The following is a 23193-nucleotide window of genomic DNA, read 5'->3' on the forward strand; positions in this document are numbered from 1 at the left end:
GTTTAAGCCCTTTGGAGCGTGGTTAACGCATGAAACCCGATCAGCGCCCCCTGATTCGCAGCGCGAGCTCTGCCGTGCCGGCCTTTGCCGGTGCGCTGGTCGCGTCTGCCTATCTCGTTGGTGCTGTAGTGTTTTCCCTCGCCAGCCAGGCCGGTGAAGCGGATGCGGGCGTGGTGGAGCCGGCCGTTGCCGTTGCCGTTGCGGACGCGGCTGTCGTGATTCGCGAGCCCGCCCACGCGCAAGGCGGTGCCAAGTCGGTTCGCACGTCCGAAACCGCGCGGACCCGCATGGCCCCGGCGGCCAGCGATATCGATGCCGTCGACGCTTTCCTGCCGGCCGGGCCGCGCCTTGCCATCGTGATCGACGATGTGGGGCTGGACCTGGCGGCCGCGCGACGCGTCATCGCGCTGGATGCCGGCGTCAGTATCGCCGTTCTGCCCTATGCCGAGGCTGCCGCGACCGTGTCCTCAGAGGCTTCGGCTGCAGGCCATGATGTCCTGCTGCATATGCCGATGGAGCCCGTGGGACTGGCCGATCCGGGACCGAACGCCCTGCGTCTGGGCATGAGCGACAGCGATCTTGAGGCCCGGATCCGCTGGGCGATGAGCCGCGTGCCGGAGGCCGTGGGGCTGAACAATCACATGGGCAGCCGCTTTACCGCCGATCCGCGGGCGATGCGTGTGGCGCTGTCTGCGGTCGCCGACCGCCAGCCGCTGTTTCTCGATTCCCTGACGACGGGCGAGAGCCGCGGCCAGGCTGTGGCGGCGGGGCTGGGACTGGACGCGCTGCAGCGAGATATTTTCCTCGATCACGTCCAGACGCCGGCCGAGGTCACCGCCCGGCTCGACGAAGCCGAGGCGCTGGCCCGTTCGCGCGGCTGGGCGATTGCCATCGGCCATCCGCACGACACGACGCTGGATGTGCTGGAAGCCTGGATCGCGGATGCGCGCGAGCGCGGCGTGGAATTCGTCACCGTGACGACCCTGTCCGACCAGATCGCCCGCACCGCCACACCGACGGCCGACGCCTCAGCCCTGCAGTGAGTCCTCGGCGGCGCGGAACAGCGCGGCGGCCTTGTTGACCGTTTCCACCCGTTCCGATTCCGGATCGCTGTCGAGCACGACGCCGGCTCCGGCCTGGACGTGGATCCGTCCGTCCTTCACCACCGCCGTGCGCAGCGCGATACACGTATCCATGCCGCCATCGGCCGAGAAATAGCCCACCGCGCCGGAATAGATGCCGCGGCGATGCGGCTCCAGCTCGTCGATGATCTCCATCGCCCGCACTTTCGGCGCGCCGGACACGGTGCCCGCCGGGAAGCCGGCAAAGAGGGCCGAGACGGCGTCCTCGCCCTCGGCCAGATCGCCTTCGACATTCGAGACGATGTGCATGACGTGGCTGTAGCGCTCGACGATTTCGCGCGAAGTGATGCGCACCGAACCGGGCTTGGCGACACGGCCGACATCGTTGCGGCCCAGATCGAGCAGCATGAGGTGTTCGGCGCGTTCCTTCGGATCGGCCAGCAGATCGGCCTCAAAGGCGTCGTCCTCGGCCGGTGTCTTGCCGCGCGGACGCGTGCCGGCGATCGGGCGCACCGTCACCGTACCGTCGCGCAACCGGACCAGGATTTCCGGGCTGGAGCCGACAATCTCGAAACCGTCAAAGCGGAAGAAGAACAGGAAGGGCGAGGGGTTCAGGCGCCGCAGCGAGCGGTAGAGCCAGAAGGGGTCGGCCGGATAATCGGCCGAGAAACGCTGGCTTGGCACGACCTGGAAGGCGTCGCCGGCACGGATATAGCCGCGCGCACGGTCAACGGCCTCACGATAGGTCGCATCGTCCTGGTTCGAGCTGCGCGGGCCGAGCTCGCCGTCCGGCGTCGCCATGTCTGGCGTTCCGCCGGCGAGCGCATCGAGCGCCATCTGCATGCGTTCCACTGCGGCATCATAGGCTTCGCGGGCTGAATACTCGCCGGGACGAACCGGGCTATAGACCTGGATTTCCTGCTTCAGCGCATCGAACACGACCATGACACGCGGCCGCAGCAGACAGCTTTCGGGCACGTCCAGCGGGTCCGGTGCGGCATGTTCCGGCAGGCGTTCCAGATAGCGCACCATGTCGTAACCGACATAGCCGAACAGGCCGGAGGCCAGAGGCGGTGCGCCGTCGGGCAGGGGGCAGCGGGCATCCTCGATCACGCGCCGCAGCGCCTGCATGGGCGGTTCGTCGACGGGCGTGAATTCGCGGCGGGCCACGGCGAGCCCGCGGGCTTCGGACACTTGTCCGTTGCGGCACTGCCAGATCAGGTCGGGATCGAGACCGATTGCCGAATAGCGGCCGCGCCAGGCGCCACCTTCCACCGATTCCAGCAGGAAAGTGTCGGCCCGGTTGCGGGCAAGTTTGAGATAGGCGGCGACCGGCGTCAGCAGATCGTCCACACGCCGGGCCTGGAGTACCGCGGTTTCGCCGCGTTCGAACGCAGCGGCGACGGTTTCGAAGTCCGGCGAGACCGTCGCGCGTACGGTCATGGCTGGGTCGTCTGGTCTTGGCCGAGGGCGCGAGCAAAGAGCTGGCGATCGACGGCACCGTCATTCAGCCCGTATTCCTGCTGCAGGGCCTGTTGCAGCGCGATCAGCACGTCTTCGCCCATCTCGTTGGCGAGCTCTTCCTGCATCGTGGCCATCTCGCTTTCGGAGATCGCGCTCGTATCGGCCGGAATGATCTCGTCCACGCGGACCAGCGCATAGCTGCCCGTGCCCGTCTGGACACTGTCCCAGACGCCCGGATCCAGGCTGAAGGCGCGGCTGACGACATTGCGGCCGAAATTCGGAGCCGTGGCGCTGCGCGTCGTGGTCGTGCTTTCGGTGCGGCCACCGGTCGTCAGGGCGACCACGTCGAGCGGTTCGCCGGCCTGCAGCTGTTCCAGCGCCTCGTCGGCGCGGGCGGACAATTGCGTGTCGACCTGGATCTCGCGCCAGCGCGCCTCAGCGACATCGCGGACATCGTCCAGCGCACGCGGAGCCGACGGGATGATCTCGTCGACGCGAACGGTGAAATAGTCGGTCTCGTTGTATTGCTCGAGATCGATGGCAAAGCCCTGGGATTGCTGGAACGCCGTCGCCAGGATGTCGGGACCCAGCTCGGTATAGCGCTGCATGTCGATTTCCAGGCTCTCATCGCGGCCATACTGGTCGAGCGGGCCGTAGACCTCGATCGGGGTGCCGGACTGGGCGGCGGCCTGTTCCAGCGTCGAGCCGCTGGCGCGCGCTTCCTCGAAGGCGGCGATCTGGTCGTAGAGCGCGTCCAGCGCGTCGGCGCGGGCGGCATCCTCGCGCAGCTGCGGCAGCTGCTCCTCGAAGGTCGGCAATTGCTCGTCTTCCGACATCGTCACCAGAACGGCATTCCAGCCGAACCGGCCCTCGACAGCGGCCGTTGCGCCTTCGCTCATGGCGAACACGGCTTCGCCGACCTGGCTGTCGGGCACTTCATAAGCCTCGACTTCTTCCAGCTCGACCGGTTCACCCAGGCCCATATCGGCGGCGATGGCTGTGGCGGTCTCGCCGGCTTCGAGGCGCGATGCGACGGTTTGCGCGGTGGCTTCGTCGGCAGCCGTCAGCTGCACGAAGGAACGGCGGGCCGGCGTGCCCAGCTGTCCGGTCTCGACCTGGTAGTCATAGGTTTCGCGCAGCATCGTCTCGTCGATCTCGATATCGCGCAGGAAGTCGGCGAGGCGGAAGCGAACCAGGGTGATGGCGCGGAATTCCGGTGCCGTGAAGACCGGCAGGCCGTTGCGGTCGGTCATGTCCTGATTGTTGGCGATGAAGCTTTCCAGCTGTTCCTCGGTGGGATCCTCGATCTCGTCGGCGGTCGAGGCATCCAGCAGCAGCGCCGTGATCTGGCGGCGCTCGCGGCGGACGTCGTAACGCGTCTCGGCGAGGAATTCCGGAGCCGGGACGGATCCGGCCAAGGCAAAGATCAATTGCTGGCGCAGAAGATCGCCCTCCAGCTCGGAGCGGAATTGCGCTTCGGTCATGCCGTTGTTCTGCAGCACGCTGATCATGGTGTTGTAGTCGAACCGGTCGGTGACCGGATTGCGAAAGGCCGTCTGGCGCGCCGCTTCGTCGACCAGCGCATCCGGCGAGATGGCGAGACCCAGCTCGCTCGCTTTCGCTTCCAGCGCCGCGAAGGTCGTCAGGCGCTGCAGCACCTGCTCGCCCAGACCGAATTCCAGGGCCTGTTCGCGGGTGATGTCGGGATTTTCCGTCTGCACGCGCTGCAATTCGCGTTCAAAGGCCTGTGCGACCTGGCGCACCGAAACCTGCTGATTGCCTGCGACCACGACGGCGGTCCCGCTGCCGGTGAAGATGCCGCCCACGCCTGTAAATGCAAAGGCGAGCACGATGAGAAGGATGATCACCAGGGCAAACGGCGATTTGGCGAAGGACCGGAATAGGGTCAGCATGGTCAGCAGGGCCTCAGATCAATGTCGCGCGGAAGGTAACGGGGCGGATTCAGGGTCGCAAGCGCCAGTCGCGGTTGCAGGGCTTGCAGCGCAGCCATCGGGCGCAGGCGCGGTTATTGCCCCGGACGCCGGAGCCGACTAATCCTCGGCAGGCTCGGGGCGGAGCTAGAGACAGGCATGGGAGGGGTTATGCCGAGACGGAAACTGATCGCCGGCAACTGGAAAATGAACGGTCTGGCGGCCGATCTGGAATTTCTCGACGCAATCGGACCGGCCGCAGCGGCAGCGGATGCCGAGGTTCTGATCTGCCCGCCGGCGACACTTTTGGCAGAGGCCGCGCGCCGGGCCGGTGTGCACGGCATCAAGGTGGGCGGGCAGGATTGCCATGCCGCCGTGTCGGGTGCCCATACCGGCGACATTTCCGCCGCCATGCTGCGCGATGCCGGTGCCAGTCATGCGATTGTCGGTCATTCGGAGCGCCGTAGCGATCACGGCGAAAGCGACAGCACCGTGCGCGACAAGGCCGTCGCGGCGCTCGAGGCCGGCCTGGTGCCCGTGATCTGCGTCGGTGAAACCCAGGCCGAGCGTGAAGCCGGCCGCGAAGAGACCGTGATCGCGGCACAGCTCGCCGGATCCCTGCCGGAAAACCCGGATCAGCGGGAATTGGTCATAGCTTATGAGCCGGTCTGGGCGATCGGCACCGGGCTGACGGCGGAGCCGGAGGACGTCCAGGCCATGCACGCCTTCATCCGCAGCCGGCTGCCCGACCCTGTCAACACACGGATTTTGTACGGGGGATCGGTGAAGCCGGACAATGTATCGACGCTGCTCGAATTGCCGGATGTCGATGGGGCCCTGGTGGGCGGTGCATCCCTGAAAGCTGATGATTTTATACCGATTATCCAGGCCGCCTGTCGCGAATCACAACTATTCCGGTAAGCGGATCGAAACTTCTTTCTGCGCAGTGTTCCGGTTCGACGATACCTGTCCGCCGAACCGGGAGCTTCTCAGCGCATGGCCGAAACCGACTACGCCCGAGCGTCCGTCCTGCTTTTCGACCCGGTTCACGTGAACCAGCGGACGACGCGCTATGCCCTGTTCGAAATCGGCTTCCGGCAGATCGAGTGCGTCTCGTCTCTGCGGGAGTTCAAGTCGACGCTGGCGGAGACGGCGCCCGCGCTCGTGGTGGCCGAAACCAGCGCGACCGATACGGACATCTTCAACCTTGTGCGCTCGGTGCGCCGCGGCGATCTGGGCAATAACCCGTTCTCCGTCATGCTGCTGACCACCTGGAGCCGCGACACCTCGCATATCCGCAAGGCCATCGAGTGCGGCGCCGACGACGTGATCGTGCGGCCATTCTCCACCATGTTTGCGGAAGAGCGGGTCAAGACGCTGATCAAGAACCGCAAGGAATTCATCGTCACCAGCGACTATATCGGCCCTGACCGCCGCAAGGACAGCGAGCGTTCGTCGGACGCGCCGCCGCTGAAAGTGCCTAACTTCCTGCAGGCAACGGTCGAGAATGACTATGAGGCGCTGAACAACGCCAATCAGTGGATCCGCGAAGCGCGCGAGACCGTGACGGCCGAGCGCCTGCGCCGTCTGGCGATGCGGATCGTGATCACGGTCGAGCTGCAGATGTCCAAGGCGAGTGGTGGCGACAATCCGCCGGTCCGGCTGGATGTGGCGGATCTCGGCCGCTCGGCCCGCGAGCTGAAAGCCCAGCTGATCAAGGCCAATCGCCGCGAGGCCGCCGAGGTTGCCGAGGCCCTGATCGACCAGATCCGCGCCATGGGTGACGGTTCCAGCGTGCCGGCGAGCTCGCTCCGGCTGATCAAGGAATTGTCGATGGGCGCCTATGCCGCCTTTGCCAATGGCGAGACGCTGGAACGTTCGAAGGACGAAATCGGCCGGACCGTTACCAATCTGCGCAAACGGCTGCAGGCCAAGGCCGATCTGGCCCAGCGCCGGGCCGAACTGGCCGCCGAGCAGGCGGCGGCATCCGGCGAGGGTGGAGACGTAACCGCAGACGATGCTGGCCAAGACCAGAACGCTGGTATAAAACGCGCCGCGATGTAGCCGGGCTTGGGTTCGCCGATGTGCGGACCCATATGCATTCCGGGCGATATGCATGTGTGTGTCGAGCACATGTGTGTGGAGCCAGACCGGCAGGTTCCGAAACGACGGCGGTATTCATGACGACAGTCCTCCTGATCATCCAGCTCCTGGTTGCGGCCGGTCTTGTGGGCGTGATCCTGATGCAGCGTTCCGAAGGCGGAGCCCTCGGGATCGGTGGCGGCGGTGGTGGCATGATGTCCAGCCGCGGTGCCGCCAATGTGCTGACGCGCACGACGATGCTGCTCGGCGCGGTGTTCATCGCCAATTCCATCCTGCTGGCCGTCGTTGCCAGCGTCGATGCGGATGGCCGCAGCGTGTTCGACCGCACGGTCGACCAGAACCCGGCGATCGGTGTTCTCGACGAGGAAGAAGAGCCGGGCACGGGTGTTCCCACCGACGGCTAGACCCCGGCTTCCACGCTTTTCACATCAAATCTTGCAGTCGCGTCTTTCGGGGCGTCCGAATCTCGGATAATCAGACGGCCCATGCCGCGATATATTTTCATCACCGGCGGCGTGGTCTCCTCCCTTGGAAAAGGCCTCGCTTCAGCCGCTATCGGAGCTTTGCTCCAGGCGCGTGGATACAAGGTCCGCCTGCGCAAGCTCGATCCCTATCTCAATGTCGACCCGGGCACGATGTCGCCCTACCAGCACGGCGAATGCTACGTCACCGATGACGGGGCAGAGACCGATCTGGATCTGGGCCATTACGAGCGCTTCACCGGCGTTCCGGCGAGCCAGGCCGACAATATCACCACGGGCCGGATCTATTCCCGCATCATCGAGCGCGAGCGCCGCGGCGATTATCTCGGCGCGACGGTGCAGGTGATTCCGCACGTCACCGACCAGATCAAGCAATTCGTCCTCTCCGACGCCGGCGATGTCGATTTCGTGCTGTGCGAGATCGGCGGCACGGTCGGCGATATTGAAGGCCTGCCCTTCTTCGAGGCGATCCGCCAGCTCGGCCAGGAGCTGGGCGAGGGCAATGCGGTCTTCCTGCACGTCACCCTGCTGCCTTTCATCAAGGTGGCCGGCGAGATGAAGACCAAGCCGACCCAGCACTCGGTGAAGGAGCTGCGCTCGATCGGTATCCAGCCGGATATCCTTCTGTGCCGCTGCGAGATTCCGATCCCGCCGGGCGACAAGCGCAAGATCGCGCTGTTCTGCAATGTCCGCGAAAGCGCCGTGATCGAGGGGCGCGACGCCGCCTCGCTGTACGACGTACCGATGGAATACCATCGCCAGGGCCTGGATACGGAAATCCTGCACTGCTTCGGCATCGACGATGCGCCGGAGCCCGACCTGTCGCGCTGGCAGCAAATCTCCGACACGATCCACAATCCCGATGGCGAGGTTACGATCGGTGTCGTGGGCAAGTATGTCGGCCTGCTGGACGCCTATAAATCTCTGATCGAGGCCCTCAATCATGGCGGGATCGCCAATGGTGTGAAGGTTCGCCTGAAATGGCTCGATAGCGAGCAGTTCGAGAAGGACGATCCGTTCGAACCGCTGGAAGACGTGCACGGTGTGCTCGTGCCGGGCGGCTTCGGCGAACGGGGCGTGGAAGGCAAGATCGCGGCGGCGAAATTTGCCCGGGAACGCAAGGTACCGTTCTTCGGCATCTGCTACGGCATGCAGATGGCGGTGCTGGAAGCGGCGCGCAATCTGGCGGGTGTGCCCGATGCGGTCTCCTCGGAATTCTCCAGCGACGGCGAGCCGGTTGTCGGTCTGCTCACCGAATGGACGCGCGGCAATGAGGTCGAGACCCGCTCGGCCGAGGGCGATATGGGCGGCACGATGCGTCTGGGCGCCTATCCGGCCGTCCTCAAGGAAGGCAGCCGCGTCCGCGAGATCTATGGCGCGGCCCATATCGAGGAACGCCACCGGCACCGCTACGAGGTGAATGTGGCCTGGAAGGAAAAGCTGGAAGCCTGCGGCCTGACCTTCTCCGGCCTGTCGCCGGACGGCATCCTGCCCGAGATCGTCGAGATCGAGGACCATCCCTGGTTCGTCGGCGTGCAATTCCACCCGGAACTGAAATCCCGCCCCTTCGAACCGCACCCGCTGTTCGCCAGCTTTATCGCGGCGGCGCTGCACCAGAGCCGCATGGTCTGAACTTACGTTCCATCCTTCCCCATGATGGGGAAGGATGAGACAACGTCTCCTCAGCCATTGCGGAGACATTCATGTCCGATCTCGTCCTGACGACCTATGACTGGGTGCCGGAAACGCCGCGCGGGCATGTGCGCGACTTGCGAATCCGCTGGGCGCTGGAGGAGGCGGGGTTGGCCTATCGGGTCGAGAGCACGCCGTTCCACGACAGGGGCGAGGGTCACTACGCCAACCAGCCTTTCGGCCAGGTGCCTTGGCTGACCGATGGCGGGGCTCCGATTTTCGAGAGCGGAGCGATTCTGCTCTATCTCGCCGAGCGCAGCGAGACGTTGATGCCCGCCGACCCCGACGGGCGGACCGAGACGATCGAATGGCTGATCGCAGGGCTCAACTCGATCGAGATGGCCAGCGTACCCTGGTCGATCTTCAAATTCATGGGCGATACCGAAGAGACGCCGGGCCGGCAGGCGCTGGATGCGTGGGTCGCATCCCGGATGGAACATCTCGAGCGCGTTCTGAAAGGCCGGGAATGGCTGGCTGCCGGGCGTTTCACTGTCGCCGACATCCTGATGGTGGACGCGCTGCGCCTGGTCGACCGGTTCGGCGCGCTGGCCGATCACCCGGCCTGCCGGGCCTATATCGCCCGTGCGACGACCCGTCCGGCCTTCATCAAGGCCCATGCCGACCAGATGGCCCATTTCGCCAGGGCGGATTGATTCTCACTAATCTCACTTTCCCCGGCCTTGTGCCGGGGCCTGGCATGAAGACCCAGGTTTTCGTGTGCCAATGAGAGCGTAATCGCGGATTTTCCTGGGCCCCGGCACAAGGCCGGGGAAATCACGAGAGAGACGGGAAACCAATAAGACGTTGGGCAATCAAGGGCGCAGTATCAGACCTCCTCAGCCAGCTCCCCGATCACCTTCACGGCGGTCATCACATCCTCCCGCGTGCAGTCGAATTGTCCGACCTGGAAACGGATGACGTACTGGCCCTCATGCCGCGTCTGGGTGAGATAGGTGCGGCCGTCGGCATTGATACGCTCCAGCAGCGCGGCTGTCGGAGCGTCCGCATCCTCGCCGGCTGGCTCGAAGCGGAAGGTGAACAGGCTGAACCGGCCTTCCGTCACGATGCGGAAACCGGGCAGGGCGGCAATGGCCGCCTCGGCCTCGCGCGACCAGGCGATGTGATTGCGGATGCGCTGGCGCAGACCGTCCAGCCCGTAGGCGCGGATCAGGAACCAGAGTTTCAGCGCCCGGAAACGCCGCCCCAGCGGAATGGTCCATTCTGAGTAGTTCACCACTTCATCAAAGCCTGGCGTCTCCAGATAATCGGGGCGCAGGGTGAGGGATTTGAGCTGGTCGGCCGGATTTTTCAGAAACTGGATCGAACAATCGAACTGGGCGCCGAGCCATTTGTGCGGATTGAAGACGATGGAGTCGGCATGCTCCGCGCCTGACCAGCTTTCTCTTAACTCCTTGCAAATCATGGCAGAACCGGCCCACGCTGCATCGATATGAGTATATAAACCCTCTTTTTCTGCCACGGCCACGATTTCCGCCACGGGGTCGCAGGCGCCGATTGAGGTGCCGCCAACACAGATCACGATGCCCGCAGGCCGGTGTCCGGCGGCCCGGTCGGCGGCGATGGCGGCGCGCAGGGCGTCCGGATCCATGCCGTGGTCCGCGCGGGTGGGGATTTTGACCAGATTGTCCTGACCGATGCCGGCAACCCAGCACGCCTTGTCGACCGAGGAATGCGTCTGCGCCGAGGCATAGATGCGCGGTGCGGCCTCGCCGGCCAGACCCGAACGGATGCCGCGCCATTCGAGCGCGCGTTCGCGCATGGTCATGACGGCCGACAGCGTTGCCGAGGAGGCGCTGTCCTGGATCACCCCGCGCCAGCCTTCAGGCAATCCGATGGCCTGGCGCATCCAGTCGATCATCCGCGTTTCCATCTCGGTCGCGGCCGGTGAGGTCTGCCAGAGCATGCATTGCGCTGCCATCGTGTTGGCGAGCTGCTCGGCGAGCATGGAGGCGGGCGCGGCATTGGCCGGGAAATAGGCGAAAAAGCGCGGATGCTGCCAGTGGGTCATGGCGTCGGGCACGATGGCCTCGAAGTCCGCGAAGATTCGCGCCATCGGCTCGGCATTTTCAGGCGGCGAGACGGGCAGGGCGGCGATCACCTCGCCCGGCGCCGTGCGCGGCCGGACCGGCCGGTCCCGCAAGGAGCGCAGATAGTCGGCCGACCAGTCGGCAATACGTTTCGACCAGGTCGTGAATTCCGCCAGATCCATTGTGACACCCTCCATGCGGCGCTGCCCGGTAATTTCAGGCAGCTGGGACGCATCCAATAGCCTTCCCGCGTGCATCTCGTACACATCCCGGTATCATGTCGATGCTTCATGACGCCGGGGGGCGAAACGGGAGTAACGGGATATGACGAAATACATTCTGGCAGCCCTGGGTGGTGCCGCAATACTGGCCGGCTCCGGCTGGGCACAGGACAGCCGCGATATCGAGGTGGGCGCGTTCGACCGGGTCGAGGCCCGCGGCGGCCTGCGGATCGAGATCGTGCGCGGAGACAATCCGGGCGTGCGGCTGGAAGGCAATGGCAGCGATTTCGACGATATCGAGGTCGCGGTGCAGGGCGACGAGCTGCGGATCCGCCAGGACACCGGCTGGTTCATGCGCAATCGCCAGCTCGACGTTGTCGTGCACGTTACCATGAGCGAATTCGAATCGCTCGATTTCAGCCGCGGCATTTCGGCCCGCGTGTCGGATATCCAGGCCGGGCATCTCGATGTCGACATCAATACCGGCGCCGCCGCGCGCCTGTCCGGTACGTGCGAGACGCTTGTCATCGGTCTGTCGACCGGCGTGTCGCTGAATGCGCGGGATCTGGTGTGCGAAGACGTGGAACTGGAAGCGTCGACGGGCGCCGATGCCAGTGTCCATGCGACATCGCGGATCGAGGCCCGGGCCTCCATGGGCGCGGATATCGATGTGTATGGCTCGCCGGGCCAGCGCGATGTCAGCGCGTCGATGGGCGGCGACATCTCCTTCCGGAACTGATCCGGCGCTTCGGCAGGCCGCGGGGCCTGCCGATAACGGAAGCCCGCGCTTGCGCCGTGTGCATGGAACCTGTATACGGCGCGGCTCGAACGGATGGCGTGGGCCGTCCGGAGCATGATTCAAAGAATTGCGGAGAGCCCGATGGCCGTCCCTAAGAGAAAAACCACGCCGAGCAAGCGCGGCATGCGCCGGGCCCACGACAAGCTGGCCAGCCCGGTCTACATCGAAGACAAGGACAGCGGTGAACTGCGCCGTCCGCACCATGTCGACCTGAAGTCGGGCATGTATCGCGGCCGCCAGATCCTGGAACCGAAGGACGACTGATCCGTCCTGACGGTATTGCCGTTTCCAAAGCGCGCCTGGTGAAAACCGGGCGCGTTTTCGTTGGGGATGCCGGTACTGCGCGCCTGCAGGTCCGGCGAGAAGGGGACCGTTCATGGCCAGTGATATCGAGATTGCCCGTGCCGCCACGCTCAAGCCGATGCCGGAGATCGCTGCGGCGCTGGATATCCCGGCCGATGCGCTGGAACCCTATGGCAAGACCAAGGCGAAATTGTCCGGCGATTACATCGCCACGCTGAAGGACCGTCCGCGCGGCAAGCTGATCCTCGTCACTGCGATCAGCCCGACACCGGCCGGCGAGGGCAAGACCACCACGACAGTGGGGCTGGGCGACGGTCTGGCGCGGATCGGCCGCAAGGTCGCGATCTGCCTGCGTGAACCCTCCCTGGGCCCCTGTTTCGGCATGAAGGGCGGCGCCGCCGGCGGCGGTCGCGCCCAGGCCGTGCCGATGGACGATATCAATCTCCACTTCACCGGCGATTTCCACGCCATCACGGCGGCGCACAACCTGCTTGCCGCCATGCTCGACAATCATATCCACTGGGGCAATGAGCTGCGCATCGATACGCGCCGCATTGCCCTGCGCCGGGTGCTGGACGTCAATGACCGCTCCCTGCGTGCGGTCGTGACCGGGCTGGGCGGGCCGGCCAACGGCACGCCGCGCGAGGCCGGGTTCGACATCACGGTCGCCTCCGAGGTGATGGCCATCCTGTGCCTGGCCAGCGATCTGGACGACCTGCAGCGGCGCCTGGGCAATATCGTGGTCGGTGAGCGGGTTGATCGCTCCCTGGTCACCGCGCGCGAACTGGGCGCCGACGGGGCGATGACCGTGCTGCTGAAGGATGCCTTCCAGCCCAATCTCGTGCAGACGCTGGAACACACGCCGGCCTTCATCCATGGCGGCCCCTTCGCGAATATCGCTCATGGCTGCAACTCGCTGGTCGCCACCGACACGGCCCTGCGCCTGGCCGACTATGTCGTAACGGAAGCCGGGTTCGGCGCCGATCTGGGCGCCGAGAAATTCTTCGACATCAAGTGCCGCAAGGGCGGTCTTTCCCCCTCGGCAGCCGTTCTGGTCGCGACCGTGCGGGCACTGAAGATGAATGGCGGTGTCGAGAAGGGCGATCTGGGCGCGGAGAATGTCGGGGCCGTCGAGCGGGGCTGCGCCAATCTCGGCCGCCATATCGACAATCTCAAACAATTCGGCGTGCCGCTGGTCGTCGCGATCAATCATTTCACCGCCGACACCGAGGCCGAGCTGGCCGCGGTGAAGGATTTCTGCGCCGAGCGCGGTGTCGAGGCGGTCCTGGCGACGCATTGGGCCGATGGCGGGGCCGGCACGGAAGCGCTGGCGCGCAGTGTGGCCGCGCTGGCCGACAGCGGTGAGGCCGCGTTCGCGCCGCTCTATGGCGACGATCTTTCCCTCGTGGAAAAGATCGAGACGGTCGCGCGCAAAATCTACCGCGCCGGCGAGGTCGATATCGACAAGACCGCGCGAGTGCAGCTGGAGCGCTGGCAGGAAGCCGGCCATGGCCGCCTGCCGGTGTGCATGGCCAAGACCCAGTATTCCTTCTCCTCGGACCCGGATCAGCTGGGCGCGCCGGAGGGTCATGTGCTCAAGGTGCGCGAGGTTCGCCTGTCGGCCGGGGCCGGCTTCGTCGTGGCGATCTGCGGCAGCATCATGACCATGCCGGGCCTGCCCCGGCATCCGGCGGCGCTGGACATCCGTCTCAATGAGGATGGCGAGATCGAAGGCCTGTTCTAGGCCGGATTTTCGCCTTCGCAGCGCTTGTTCGCGGTAACACGGGGCTTCCCGGCAGCCACAGGCTTGCGTCGCCGCGCGCCTTGGTTATGAAGCGCGCAACACGCCTTTTGCCGAAGAGAGTCGCCATGACCGCCATTATCGACATTGTCGCCCGTGAAATCCTCGACAGCCGCGGCAATCCGACCGTCGAGGTCGATGTGCTGCTGGAGGACGGCTCGCTGGGCCGCGCCGCCGTGCCGTCGGGGGCGTCCACCGGCGCTCACGAGGCGGTCGAGATGCGCGATGGCGACGAACGCTATGGCGGCAAGGGGGTCCACAAGGCCTGCGCGGCCGTCGAGGGTGAGATCTTCGAGGCGATCGCCGGCATGGATGCCGAGGATCAGCGCCGCATTGACGAAGCCATGATCGAGCTGGACGGCACCGCCAACAAATCGCGTCTGGGCGCCAATGCCATGCTGGGCGTGTCGCTCGCCGTGGCCAAGGCCGCAGCCGACGTTCAGGGCCAGCCGCTCTTCCGCTATGTCGGCGGCATGAATGCCCGCGTCCTGCCGGCCCCGATGATGAATATCATCAATGGCGGTGCCCATGCCGATAATCCGATCGACTTCCAGGAATTCATGATCATGCCGGTCGGCCTGCCGACGTTCTCCGAAGCCCTGCGCTGCGGCGCCGAGGTGTTCCATGCGCTCAAATCGCGCCTCAAGGCGGACGGGCTGAACACCAATGTCGGCGATGAGGGCGGTTTTGCCCCCGATCTGAATTCTGCCGAACAGGCGCTCGACGTGATCATGGCGGCCATCGAGGCGGCCGGTTACAAGCCGGGCGAGGACGTCGCCCTGGCGCTCGACGTGGCGTCGACCGAATTCTTCAAGGACGGCAAGTATGTGATGGCCGGTGCCGGCGTCACGCACGACTCCGCCGGTTTTGCGCAATATCTGGAAGAACTGGTCGGCAAGTATCCGATCGTCTCCATCGAAGACGGCATGGCCGAGGATGACTGGGATGGCTGGAAACAGCTGACCGAACGCGTCGGCGAGCGTTGTCAGCTGGTCGGCGACGATCTCTTCGTCACCAATCCGGAACGCCTGGTGCACGGTATCGAGACCGGTGCCGCCAACGCCATCCTGGTGAAGGTCAACCAGATCGGCACGCTGTCGGAAACGCTCGACGCCGTCGATATCGCCCTGCGCTCGGGCTATGGCGCGGTGATGTCGCACCGTTCCGGCGAGACCGAGGATGCGACGATTGCCGACCTGGCCGTCGCCACCAATTGCGGGCAGATCAAGACCGGCTCCCTGGCCCGCTCTGACCGGACCGCCAAGTACAACCAGCTGCTGCGCATCGAAAGCCTGCTGGGCGACACGGCGATCTATGCCGGCGACAGCGGCCTGGCTTGAGGGCCTTGCCGCTGCGCCCGCGCAGATCGACCGGCATAATATTCCCGGGCGGTGGTTTTTGCCGGTTCAGCCGGCAGTATTTTCCGGCAAAGGGCCGACGATTCGGTGCATCCGCCGCGAATCGTCAGGCTGGTCAAGTCATATCCAATTGGCATGCGTGTTGCGCAAGGTTCTAGGCCTGAACGCGTGGAGCCTTGCGATGACAATGATTGCTGCGACAACACAAACGCCGACCTTCCAGTACCAGCGGCTGGCGGACCGGTCCCCCTCGAACACCGAGTTCGCTCCCCAGACGGATGAGGCGTCTGCGTCCGGCGGCACGACGACCTCGGACCGGCTGAAGAACTTGCTGGCCCGGCTCGAGGAACTCAAGGCCCGCCAGGCGAACATGTCCAATCATGACTATGCGATGGAGAACTTCGCGCTGAAGGAGAAGATCTCGACGGAACGCCTGAACCTGGGCGAGACGCTGGACACGTTCGCGGTCGAGTTCCGCGGGAGGGTTTTCAACCTCGCGGGACATGTATCGGGGCCGGGTGCGCTGGAGTTCGCGAAACTCTCCGATGCGGACGGCTTCGAACTCGCACAGCTTCGCGGCGGATCGGATGCCGCGAGCCCCGAGCAACGGCTGGTCGGCGTCGATATAAAGGTCTGACGCAAAGACAGTGCGTGCATCCCGGCCTGCTACATTTGTAGGCGTGCCGCGCCGGCTGTTTCTCCGCTAAGCTTCCGGTGGAAGCGGGGGGCGCAACGGATACATGCCGACGCGGGACACATGGTCTGACGGGCTGTCGCCCGATGAAATCCTGGTGCGTGCGGGCCGTATCGGCTGGCTGGTCCATGCCGTCGTGGTCGGGCTCGCCGCGCTCGGCCTCAACGCCCTGGACATGCCGCGGGTCGCCCTCGGCCTGGCGGCAACCGGCATCCCGCTCAGCCTTGTCATCGCGGCGATCATGTTCCGTGGTTTCAATCTGCGCGCCTATTTCGTCCTGACCGGGCTGGCCGGTGTGATGTGGGGCGCGCTGGCGCTGTCCGTCGCGCCGTCGGGCCTGGGCGAGGCAACGCTCTTCGTCACTCTGGTGATCGGCGGCACGGCCGCTGCAGCGATCGCCATCCAGTTTCCGCGACCCTGGCTGGTGGCCACGTCACTGGCGCCGGCGCTGAGCGGTCTGACGATCGCCCATCTCCTGCCGGGCACGCCCCTGGGCCTCTCCATCGCGCCCATGGTGCTGATCTACGGTCTGCTTCTGGCGCTTCTGGCGCGCTATATGCGCGAGATCTTCAACGCCAATCTGCGGCTGACGGCGCAATTGTCCGAACAGGTCGACGCGCTGGGCCGGGCGGTCGAGGAGCGCGACCGTGCCATGGCGGTGAAGCAACGCCTCCTGCGCCACACCGGACATGATATGCGCCAGGCGCTGCACGCGGTGAAATTCGTGCTGCACTTCCTGCGCGACCAGCGCCTGTCGGATGAAACTCGCGAACTCGTCACACGAGGCCAGCGCTCGCTGGACGTGCTGGGCGGGCTGTTCCAGTCGATCCAGGACATCAGCCAGATCCAGTCCGAGCGTATCGAGGTGCGATCCGAACCGGTCGTCCTGGGCAGTCTGTTGCGCCGGGCGACATCGACCCTGGCCGGTGAGGCCCGCCAGCGCGAGATCGCGCTTCACGTCATTCCCAGCACGGCCCGGGTGGAGACCGATCCGCTGCTTCTTCAGCGCATCGTGCAGAATATCGCGGCCAATGCCGTGAAGTTTGCCACCAGCCGCGTCGTGATCGGGGTGCGCCGCTGCGCGGGGCGGCTTACCATCGAAATCCTCGATGACGGACCGGGCATACCCCGTGAGCGCCAGGACGAGATATTCGAGGAGTTTACCCAGCTGCAACCCGGCACCGGCGAAGCGCCGGGCCTCGGACTGGGCCTCGCCATCGTGCGCGAATTGTCCGGCAAGCTGGGGCTGGAGGTCTCGGTCGACAGCCGTCTGGGAGGGGGAACACGTTTCTCGATCGACGGCTGGCCCGTGCAGGGTGCGGACCTGCCGGCGAGCGGGCCGGCGACGATCTGTGCCTTGGTGTATCGCGGCGAACCCGATCCGGATCTGCGCCGCGCGGCAAGACTGACCGGCGAATGGGGCTATCGCGTTGTCGAGATCGACAGCGCGGCTCAGGCGCCAATGGCGTCGGAGCCGGATATCGTGCTCGTCGCGTCCGACGTCGATATCGCCCGGGCGCTGGCTCTGACCGGCGGACGGACCATGCGCACCATCGTGCTGGGCGGACCGGTGGTGGCAAACGGCTCCAGGCCGGCGCTGCACCTGGCCGACGGCTGGCGGCCAGCGCAATTGCGCTCGGCGATGATGTCCTGCCTGCGGGCATCGGGCTAGGATGGGGCGATGCAGGACCGGCTGAACATCCTCATTGTCGACGACCACCCGCTGTTCCGCGACGGCATGAAGCGTGTGGCGATCAAGGCGTTTCCGGCAGCCCGCCTTGCCGAAGCCGATCGGGCGGAGGCCTTGTGGGCGCAAACTGATACACCGCCGGATGTTCTGCTGCTCGATCTGGTTTTCCCGGGTTTCGAGGCCGAGCGTGATTTCGCGCGTCTGCGGCAGGCCATGCCGCTGACCACGATCATTGTCGTGTCGATGACGGACGATCTGCAGACGGTGAATGCGATGATGGAAGCCGGTGCCAACGGTTTCCTGTCCAAGGCCGTTTCGCCGGCGGATATGGGCCGCGTGCTGGCCGAGATCCAGGCAGGCGGGCAGTGCGTGCTGCTGGAATCGCGCGATGACGACATCCGTCCGACCGAATTGTCGCCGCGCCAGCTCGACGTCCTGCGCGGGCTGGCCCAGGGTGCGACCAACAAGGAGATCGCGCGGGATCTGGGCATCTCGCCCTTCACGGTGCGGGTGCATGTCTCCGCAATCCTGCGTGCCTTCGATGTCGCGACCCGCTCGGCGGCGATTTCGGCGGCGGCCGATGAGGGGCTGGTTTAGCAGGCATCCGCCGTGCAGGTTGTATCGGACATGTGTACGATTTATCTGCGCGGGCCGACGGGAGAGACTTCACACTCAATTCCAGTGCGAAGGTCTATCCAGATGAAAAACACGCAAATCCTTGTGGCTGCCATAGCAGCGGCCTGTCTTGCCGGCACTGCCCAGGCGGACACTCAAGTCTCGTCGGACCAGGGCAGCATGACCTGGGACCAGGCCATGTCACACTGTCGGGGAATGGGCATGCGCCTGCCGACCATCAACGAGCTGATGTGGGCCATGAACCACTTTGAAGGCAGCCGGTTTGCTGCCCAGCGCGGGTATTGGTCATCGGATACCGGCGGGAGTGTCAATTCGGCTCGCTGGGCTTCGACGGGAACATCGCCGCGCTGGAACGGCTATTCCAGCAACAGCCGCAATGCGCGCTATCATGTCGTGTGCATACGCACGAATTAGGGCCTGGAAGGCTATTGTGGCGCCGTGCCCGGCCGTGAACGTATCCCCCAGCCTGTTCGTCCGGCCAGCGCCGCGATGAGCAGCGAGAAGACCGGTCCGCCGAGGCAGAACAGGGCCCAGGGGGCATAGGCGAGCGTGGGCACGCCCAGCGTTGTCGCCATGAACAGCGCCGAGACGGTCCAGGGCAGGAGGGGTTCGACCAGCGTCACCGAATCCTCGATCGAGCGCGACAGGTTCTCGCCCGCCAGTCCGCGGTCGCGATAGGCCGGGCGGAAGAGCTCGCCGACGATCAGCGCCGTCACGCCGGCATGGGAGGTGATGGCGACGAAGGTCGCACCGGCCGCGAGCGTTGCGGCGACGAGGCTGAAGGTCGAGCGCACCGCACCCAGCAGCGCCTGCATCAGGCGGGCGAGGGCGCCGGAGGTTTCCATCGCACCGGCCAGCACAAAGGCCGTGATGATGAAGATCAGCGTCTGCCCCATCGAGGCCAGGCCGCCGCGATTGAGCAGGCCGGGCAGGGCGGCGGGGAGCGTATCCGGTGCGGTCCCGGTCATGGAGACGTCGAACCCGCCCATCACGACGCGGACAGCATCGCCGGCGGCCCAGCCCTGGGCGGCAACGCCGAGAACAAGCGCCAGCGCAGAACTGGCCAGGATCACCAGGGCGGGTGGCTGGCGGAGGGCAATGCCGCCGACGGCCAGCGCGACCGGCAGCAGGGCAAGTGCGTCGAGCCGGAACAGGCCTGCCAGGGCGGCGGAGGTTGCTTGTGCAGTCTGCGGCGTGGCGGCATCGCCACCGCTGCCGAACAGGCCGGCGAGCGCGTAGACCAGTCCGGCGAGGATGAAGGACGGAACGGCCGTCCACAGCATGTGCCGGATGTGGCTGAAGACCGGAACATGGGCGGCAATGGCGGCAACATTGGTCGTGTCCGAGAGCGGTGACAGCTTGTCGCCGAAATAGGCGCCGGAGACGACAGCACCCGCGACCGGGGCCAGCGGCAGGCCCATGGCTTCGGCGGTGGCGATAAAGGCGACGCCCAGCGTGCCGGCCGATCCCCAGGACGTGCCGGTCATGATCGACATCAGCGCCGTGCCGATAAAGGCCGTCAGGACGATATAGCCCGGATCGATGAGGGCGATGCCGGTTACCACCATCAGCGGAATCGTGCCGGAAAACATCCAGGCACCCAGCAGCACACCGATGGAGAGCAGGATCAGGATGGCGGGCAGGACATCGGCGATCTTGGCACCGGCCGCCGCCTGGATATCCGCCCAGCCAGCGCCGCGGCTGCGGGCGATGAGACCGGCGCACAATGCGGCCAGCGCCATGGCGACGATCAGGATCTCGCCGCCGAAGCCGGACAGCGCCACGCCGCCTGCGATCGTGGCCAGCAGGACAGCGAGCGGCAGAAGGGCGAGGAGCAGCGGCAGGTCTGTGCGTCTGGATGTATCGGTCATTGGCCGAGCGCCTGGTCGAGATCGTCGAGCAGCTTGTCCGGACCTTCGAGGCCGACGGACAGGCGGACGAGGTTGAAGGGGCGGCGCGGATCGTGGCCGTCTGCACGGCCCGCCGGGATGACAAGGCTTTCAACACCGCCCCAGCTGACCGCGCGCCCGAACAATTTGAGCCGGTCTAGGCAAGCGCAGACCCGGTCGAAATCCGGAGCGTCGATCTCGATGGAGAAAAGGCCGGAATGTCCGCGCAACTGGCGTTCGAACAGGTCAGCCGCCCGGTCGTCGAGTGCTGGATGGAAGACCCGGCGCACGCGCGGATGGTCGACCAGAGCACGCGCCAGCACCTCGCCATCGGCCTGGTGCTGCTTCAGCCGGGCCGGCAGAGTCATCAGGCCGCGCGTGAGCAGGAAGGCGTCCAGCGGTGCCTGGATGCCGCCCAGCAGCATATAACCGCGCTCGAAGATATTCTGGACCAGCGCCTCCGACGCCATGACGGCGCCGCCGATCACGTCGGAATGGCCGCCGATATATTTCGAGCAGGAGTGCAGCACGATGTCGAAACCGAGGGTGATCGGCTTCTGCAACAGCGGTGTGGCGACGGTATTGTCGATGGCTGTGAGGATGTTGCGGCTCTGCGCCAGCCTGGCGATGGCCTCGAGGGGCAGGAGGCCGAACAGCATGGTGCCCGGGCTTTCCACGAAGATCAGCCGGGTCGCCGGCGTCAGCGCGGCCTCGATCGTGTCCAGGGCGCTTTCGCCTTCGGGGAAGACCTGGCTGTGAGTGATTCCGAACCGTTCGAGCTGCGTGGCGAGCTGCAGGGTCGGCCCGTAGATATCACCGGCGAACAGGATGTGATCGCCACTGTCGAGCACGGCAAAGAACGTAGCCGCGATGGCCGCCATGCCCGATCCGAAACAGCGGCAGTCGCCGGCGCGTTCCAGGGCGGCCAGGCTGGTCTCCAGCGCGCGTATGCCGGGATTCGTGCCGCGGGAATAAACCGTGCGGCGGCTTTCATGGGCGAGCCCGTCCAGCAGGTCGGCGGTCCGCGCATGGCGGAAGAGCGAGGCCTGGACGATCGGCGGCAGTACCGGTTCGGCACCGCTCACCGGCTGTCCTCCGGCCCGCAGGCAGATCAGTTCATCGTGTGAATCCAGTCCCCTCATGGCCCGACCATGGCCGATTTCGGCAAGCCGCGCCAGCACTTGCGCGGCACTGGTGCGGGGCGGCCCGCCGCAATCCGACCCAATCTCTTACCCAGTCCTGAATCCGGGATTCACCGTTCCTAAAGCCTGCTCGTGTTGAATCACTGGCAGGATATGAAGCCGGTGCGGGACAACCGGCCAGACACAGGTGGTGGATTTGGACGCGATCAAGCGTTTCGGGACGAGTGCCTTTCTTGCGGTGGCGATTGCCTATTTCGGCTATCACGCGCTCACCGGCGAGCAGGGCGTTCTGAACTGGATTGTCGTCAAGAACGAGATTCGCGCCGCCGAGGCCGAACTCGCCATCGCCGTTGCCGAACGTGAGCAGCTTGAAGAGACCGCGGCGCGCCTGCGCTCGGACAGTCTCGACCTCGACTATGTCGAGGAACGCGCCCGCGACATCCTCAATGTCGCCCATCCCCGCGAATTCATCGTCGAAATCGAACCCGCGCCGCAGCGCTAGGGAATTTGCGATCCCATCCTCTCCCCGCCCGGGGAGAGGTCCGAGCGCAGCTCGGGGTGAGGGGCGGCCGCAAAGCGGCCTTCAGAAAGCATCCTGCTCCTCCGCGACAGCTAATTCAGACCCGCCAGAATTTTCGGTGGCACGGCTTCGCCGCACGCCCCTCATCCGGGCTTCGCCCACCTTCTCCCCGGTCGGGGAGAAGGGCCGTTCCCCGCCGCCAACGCGCCTGCAGCATGCCCTTTTTTCGCCATGGAGCTTGCCGTTGGCGTCATCCATCTGATATGCGGCAGTGACCGTCAGATGGGAGCGCGAAGCTTTATTTCGCGTGCGAAGAAATGGCTGCCAAGCGTACGACCAAGACCACCGCATCGAAATCTTCGGCCAAACCCGCCGGGAAAGACGAGCTTCTCCAGTATTATCGCGACATGTTGCTGATGCGGCGTTTCGAGGAGAAGGCCGGTCAGCTCTACGGCATGGGCCTGATCGCGGGCTTCTGTCACCTCTATATCGGCCAGGAAGCGGTCGTCACGGGGATCCAGGCGGCGCTGGAAGAGGGCGACCAGGTGATCACGGGCTATCGCGACCACGCCCACATGCTGGCCTGCGGCATGGACCCGAATGGCGTCATGGCCGAGCTGACCGGCCGCGAGGGCGGGTATTCGCGCGGCAAGGGCGGCTCGATGCACATGTTCTCGCGCGAGAAGCAATTCTATGGCGGCCACGGCATTGTCGGCGCCCAGGTCTCGCTCGGCACCGGCCTGGCCTTCGCCGACCGCTACAAGGAAAACAAGAAAGTCGCCGTGACCTATTTCGGCGATGGCGCGGCCAATCAGGGCCAGGTCTATGAGAGCTTCAACATGGCCAAGCTCTGGGACCTGCCGGTCATCTATGTGATCGAGAACAACCAGTACGCCATGGGCACCGCGGTCAAGCGCGCCTCGTCTGAAACCGCGCTTCACAAGCGCGGCCTCTCCTTCGGCATTCCCGGCGAGGAGGTCGACGGCATGGATGTCGAGGCGGTGAAGGCGGCGGCAGCCAAGGCGGTCAAACATGCCCGCGACGGCAATGGCCCCTATATTCTGGAAATGAAGACCTACCGCTATCGCGGTCACTCGATGTCCGACCCCGCGAAATACCGCACGCGCGAGGAAGTCGACGACATCCGCTCGCACCACGACCCGATCGATCTCGTGAAAAAGCGTCTCATCGAGGGCAAGCATGCCACCGAGGACGAACTGAAGGAGATCGACAAGGAGGTGAAGAAGGTCGTCAACGACGCCGCCCAGTTCGCCAAGGACAGCCCCGAGCCGGATCCGTCCGAGCTCTACACGGATGTGCTGGTGGAGGTGTAGCAGC

21 protein-coding genes are annotated in these 23193 nt (G+C 65.4%); 16 read left to right on the top strand and 5 right to left on the bottom strand.

Features of this window, described 5'->3' with window-relative positions; all coding sequences use genetic code 11:
- Window positions 1–29 precede the first annotated feature (29 nt).
- The gene (locus JJ918_RS08410; protein WP_291885774.1) at window positions 30–1043 is read left to right on the top strand and encodes a divergent polysaccharide deacetylase family protein; all 1014 of its coding nucleotides are present in this window, start codon (window positions 30–32) and stop codon (window positions 1041–1043) included.
- Here the strand turns inward: JJ918_RS08410 and trpE are convergent.
- Both trpE and JJ918_RS08420 read right to left on the bottom strand, forming a co-directional pair.
- Complete coding sequence (trpE, locus tag JJ918_RS08415; protein WP_291885775.1) at window positions 1029–2525, bottom strand: anthranilate synthase component I; 1497 nt, start codon at window positions 2523–2525, stop codon at window positions 1029–1031. The genes JJ918_RS08410 and trpE overlap by 15 nt on opposite strands.
- Entirely contained in the window at window positions 2522–4459 is a 1938-nt protein-coding gene (locus tag JJ918_RS08420) for a peptidylprolyl isomerase (protein ID WP_291885777.1), read from the bottom strand. The genes trpE and JJ918_RS08420 overlap by 4 nt, the downstream gene beginning before the upstream one ends.
- A gap of 189 nt (window positions 4460–4648) precedes the next feature.
- Here JJ918_RS08420 and tpiA point away from each other — a divergent pair, with 189 nt between their 5' ends.
- The 5 genes from tpiA to JJ918_RS08445 all read left to right on the top strand — a co-directional run bounded on the left by tpiA (window position 4649) and on the right by JJ918_RS08445 (window position 9407).
- The gene (gene tpiA / locus JJ918_RS08425) at window positions 4649–5398 is read left to right on the top strand and encodes a triose-phosphate isomerase (RefSeq protein ID WP_291885780.1); all 750 of its coding nucleotides are present in this window, start codon (window positions 4649–4651) and stop codon (window positions 5396–5398) included.
- Window positions 5399–5473: 75 nt separating this feature from the next.
- The gene (locus JJ918_RS08430) at window positions 5474–6541 is read left to right on the top strand and encodes a response regulator receiver protein (protein WP_291885784.1); all 1068 of its coding nucleotides are present in this window, start codon (window positions 5474–5476) and stop codon (window positions 6539–6541) included.
- Window positions 6542–6657: 116 nt separating this feature from the next.
- Window positions 6658–6984: a preprotein translocase subunit SecG gene (gene secG / locus JJ918_RS08435; protein ID WP_291885786.1), complete on the top strand. Its 327-nt coding sequence runs from the start codon at window positions 6658–6660 to the stop codon at window positions 6982–6984.
- Window positions 6985–7065: 81 nt separating this feature from the next.
- Complete coding sequence (locus tag JJ918_RS08440; protein ID WP_291885788.1) at window positions 7066–8694, top strand: CTP synthase; 1629 nt, start codon at window positions 7066–7068, stop codon at window positions 8692–8694.
- A 71-nt stretch (window positions 8695–8765) separates the two neighbouring features.
- On the top strand, window positions 8766–9407 hold the full coding sequence (locus tag JJ918_RS08445; RefSeq protein ID WP_291885791.1) for a glutathione S-transferase family protein: 642 nt from the start codon (window positions 8766–8768) through the stop codon (window positions 9405–9407).
- Window positions 9408–9580: 173 nt separating this feature from the next.
- Here the strand turns inward: JJ918_RS08445 and JJ918_RS08450 are convergent, their stop codons facing one another.
- Entirely contained in the window at window positions 9581–10984 is a 1404-nt protein-coding gene (locus tag JJ918_RS08450; RefSeq protein ID WP_367277680.1) for an aspartate aminotransferase family protein, read from the bottom strand.
- Window positions 10985–11126: 142 nt separating this feature from the next.
- On the opposite strand from JJ918_RS08450, the gene JJ918_RS08455 reads away from it, so the two are divergent.
- The 8 genes from JJ918_RS08455 (at window position 11127) to JJ918_RS08490 (ending at window position 18718) form a co-directional block, all read left to right on the top strand.
- Entirely contained in the window at window positions 11127–11762 is a 636-nt protein-coding gene (locus tag JJ918_RS08455) for a head GIN domain-containing protein (protein WP_291885796.1), read from the top strand.
- Between the two features lie 141 nt (window positions 11763–11903).
- Window positions 11904–12086, top strand: coding sequence for a 50S ribosomal protein L32 (gene rpmF / locus JJ918_RS08460; protein WP_271186700.1), 183 nt, complete (start codon window positions 11904–11906; stop codon window positions 12084–12086).
- Between the two features lie 112 nt (window positions 12087–12198).
- Window positions 12199–13869 carry a formate--tetrahydrofolate ligase gene (locus JJ918_RS08465; protein ID WP_291885801.1) on the top strand — a complete coding sequence of 557 codons (1671 nt, stop codon included), beginning with the start codon at window positions 12199–12201 and terminating at the stop codon, window positions 13867–13869.
- Window positions 13870–13994: 125 nt separating this feature from the next.
- Window positions 13995–15266, top strand: coding sequence for a phosphopyruvate hydratase (gene eno, locus JJ918_RS08470; protein ID WP_291885803.1), 1272 nt, complete (start codon window positions 13995–13997; stop codon window positions 15264–15266).
- 199 nt (window positions 15267–15465) lie between these two features.
- Window positions 15466–15921 carry a hypothetical protein gene (locus JJ918_RS08475; RefSeq protein WP_291885806.1) on the top strand — a complete coding sequence of 152 codons (456 nt, stop codon included), beginning with the start codon at window positions 15466–15468 and terminating at the stop codon, window positions 15919–15921.
- Between the two features lie 103 nt (window positions 15922–16024).
- Window positions 16025–17650, top strand: a complete 1626-nt coding sequence (locus JJ918_RS08480; RefSeq protein ID WP_291885808.1) for a sensor histidine kinase KdpD — start codon at window positions 16025–16027, stop codon at window positions 17648–17650.
- Window positions 17651–17659: 9 nt separating this feature from the next.
- Window positions 17660–18265 (top strand): response regulator transcription factor, encoded by a 606-nt coding sequence (locus JJ918_RS08485; RefSeq protein WP_291885810.1) that lies wholly within the window; start codon window positions 17660–17662, stop codon window positions 18263–18265.
- 102 nt (window positions 18266–18367) lie between these two features.
- The gene (locus JJ918_RS08490; protein ID WP_271186695.1) at window positions 18368–18718 is read left to right on the top strand and encodes a hypothetical protein; all 351 of its coding nucleotides are present in this window, start codon (window positions 18368–18370) and stop codon (window positions 18716–18718) included.
- 11 nt (window positions 18719–18729) lie between these two features.
- Here JJ918_RS08490 and nhaC read toward each other — a convergent pair whose 3' ends face one another.
- Window positions 18730–20175 carry a Na+/H+ antiporter NhaC gene (gene nhaC, locus JJ918_RS08495; RefSeq protein WP_291885815.1) on the bottom strand — a complete coding sequence of 482 codons (1446 nt, stop codon included), beginning with the start codon at window positions 20173–20175 and terminating at the stop codon, window positions 18730–18732.
- Window positions 20172–21335, bottom strand: coding sequence for an aminotransferase class V-fold PLP-dependent enzyme (locus JJ918_RS08500; RefSeq protein WP_291885818.1), 1164 nt, complete (start codon window positions 21333–21335; stop codon window positions 20172–20174). The genes nhaC and JJ918_RS08500 overlap by 4 nt, the downstream gene beginning before the upstream one ends.
- Before the next feature lie 196 nt (window positions 21336–21531).
- Here JJ918_RS08500 and JJ918_RS08505 point away from each other — a divergent pair, with 196 nt between their 5' ends.
- Both JJ918_RS08505 and pdhA read left to right on the top strand, forming a co-directional pair.
- Complete coding sequence (locus JJ918_RS08505) at window positions 21532–21837, top strand: septum formation initiator family protein (protein ID WP_291885821.1); 306 nt, start codon at window positions 21532–21534, stop codon at window positions 21835–21837.
- A 335-nt stretch (window positions 21838–22172) separates the two neighbouring features.
- On the top strand, window positions 22173–23189 hold the full coding sequence (pdhA, locus tag JJ918_RS08510) for a pyruvate dehydrogenase (acetyl-transferring) E1 component subunit alpha (RefSeq protein ID WP_291885823.1): 1017 nt from the start codon (window positions 22173–22175) through the stop codon (window positions 23187–23189).
- Window positions 23190–23193 lie beyond the last annotated feature (4 nt).

This window comes from Maricaulis sp. (genome assembly GCF_017642925.1).
Lineage (GTDB): Bacteria > Pseudomonadota > Alphaproteobacteria > Caulobacterales > Maricaulaceae > Maricaulis.

What these genes read in the sequence shown, in the direction of transcription:
- JJ918_RS08465 (WP_291885801.1), top strand. Translation starts at nt 12,199, where the DNA reads ATGGCCAGTGATATCGAGATTGCCCGTGCCGCCACGCTCAAGCCGATG.
- nhaC (WP_291885815.1), bottom strand. Translation starts at nt 20,175, where the DNA reads ATGACCGATACATCCAGACGCACAGACCTGCCGCTGCTCCTCGCCCTT.
- JJ918_RS08500 (WP_291885818.1), bottom strand. Translation starts at nt 21,335, where the DNA reads ATGAGGGGACTGGATTCACACGATGAACTGATCTGCCTGCGGGCCGGA.
- JJ918_RS08480 (WP_291885808.1), top strand. Translation starts at nt 16,025, where the DNA reads ATGCCGACGCGGGACACATGGTCTGACGGGCTGTCGCCCGATGAAATC.
- pdhA (WP_291885823.1), top strand. Translation starts at nt 22,173, where the DNA reads ATGGCTGCCAAGCGTACGACCAAGACCACCGCATCGAAATCTTCGGCC.
- trpE (WP_291885775.1), bottom strand. Translation starts at nt 2,525, where the DNA reads ATGACCGTACGCGCGACGGTCTCGCCGGACTTCGAAACCGTCGCCGCT.
- JJ918_RS08450 (WP_367277680.1), bottom strand. Translation starts at nt 10,984, where the DNA reads ATGGATCTGGCGGAATTCACGACCTGGTCGAAACGTATTGCCGACTGG.
- JJ918_RS08430 (WP_291885784.1), top strand. Translation starts at nt 5,474, where the DNA reads ATGGCCGAAACCGACTACGCCCGAGCGTCCGTCCTGCTTTTCGACCCG.
- JJ918_RS08490 (WP_271186695.1), top strand. Translation starts at nt 18,368, where the DNA reads ATGAAAAACACGCAAATCCTTGTGGCTGCCATAGCAGCGGCCTGTCTT.
- JJ918_RS08485 (WP_291885810.1), top strand. Translation starts at nt 17,660, where the DNA reads ATGCAGGACCGGCTGAACATCCTCATTGTCGACGACCACCCGCTGTTC.
- JJ918_RS08410 (WP_291885774.1), top strand. Translation starts at nt 30, where the DNA reads ATGAAACCCGATCAGCGCCCCCTGATTCGCAGCGCGAGCTCTGCCGTG.
- tpiA (WP_291885780.1), top strand. Translation starts at nt 4,649, where the DNA reads ATGCCGAGACGGAAACTGATCGCCGGCAACTGGAAAATGAACGGTCTG.
- rpmF (WP_271186700.1), top strand. Translation starts at nt 11,904, where the DNA reads ATGGCCGTCCCTAAGAGAAAAACCACGCCGAGCAAGCGCGGCATGCGC.
- JJ918_RS08420 (WP_291885777.1), bottom strand. Translation starts at nt 4,459, where the DNA reads ATGCTGACCCTATTCCGGTCCTTCGCCAAATCGCCGTTTGCCCTGGTG.
- eno (WP_291885803.1), top strand. Translation starts at nt 13,995, where the DNA reads ATGACCGCCATTATCGACATTGTCGCCCGTGAAATCCTCGACAGCCGC.
- JJ918_RS08455 (WP_291885796.1), top strand. Translation starts at nt 11,127, where the DNA reads ATGACGAAATACATTCTGGCAGCCCTGGGTGGTGCCGCAATACTGGCC.
- secG (WP_291885786.1), top strand. Translation starts at nt 6,658, where the DNA reads ATGACGACAGTCCTCCTGATCATCCAGCTCCTGGTTGCGGCCGGTCTT.
- JJ918_RS08445 (WP_291885791.1), top strand. Translation starts at nt 8,766, where the DNA reads ATGTCCGATCTCGTCCTGACGACCTATGACTGGGTGCCGGAAACGCCG.
- JJ918_RS08475 (WP_291885806.1), top strand. Translation starts at nt 15,466, where the DNA reads ATGACAATGATTGCTGCGACAACACAAACGCCGACCTTCCAGTACCAG.
- JJ918_RS08440 (WP_291885788.1), top strand. Translation starts at nt 7,066, where the DNA reads ATGCCGCGATATATTTTCATCACCGGCGGCGTGGTCTCCTCCCTTGGA.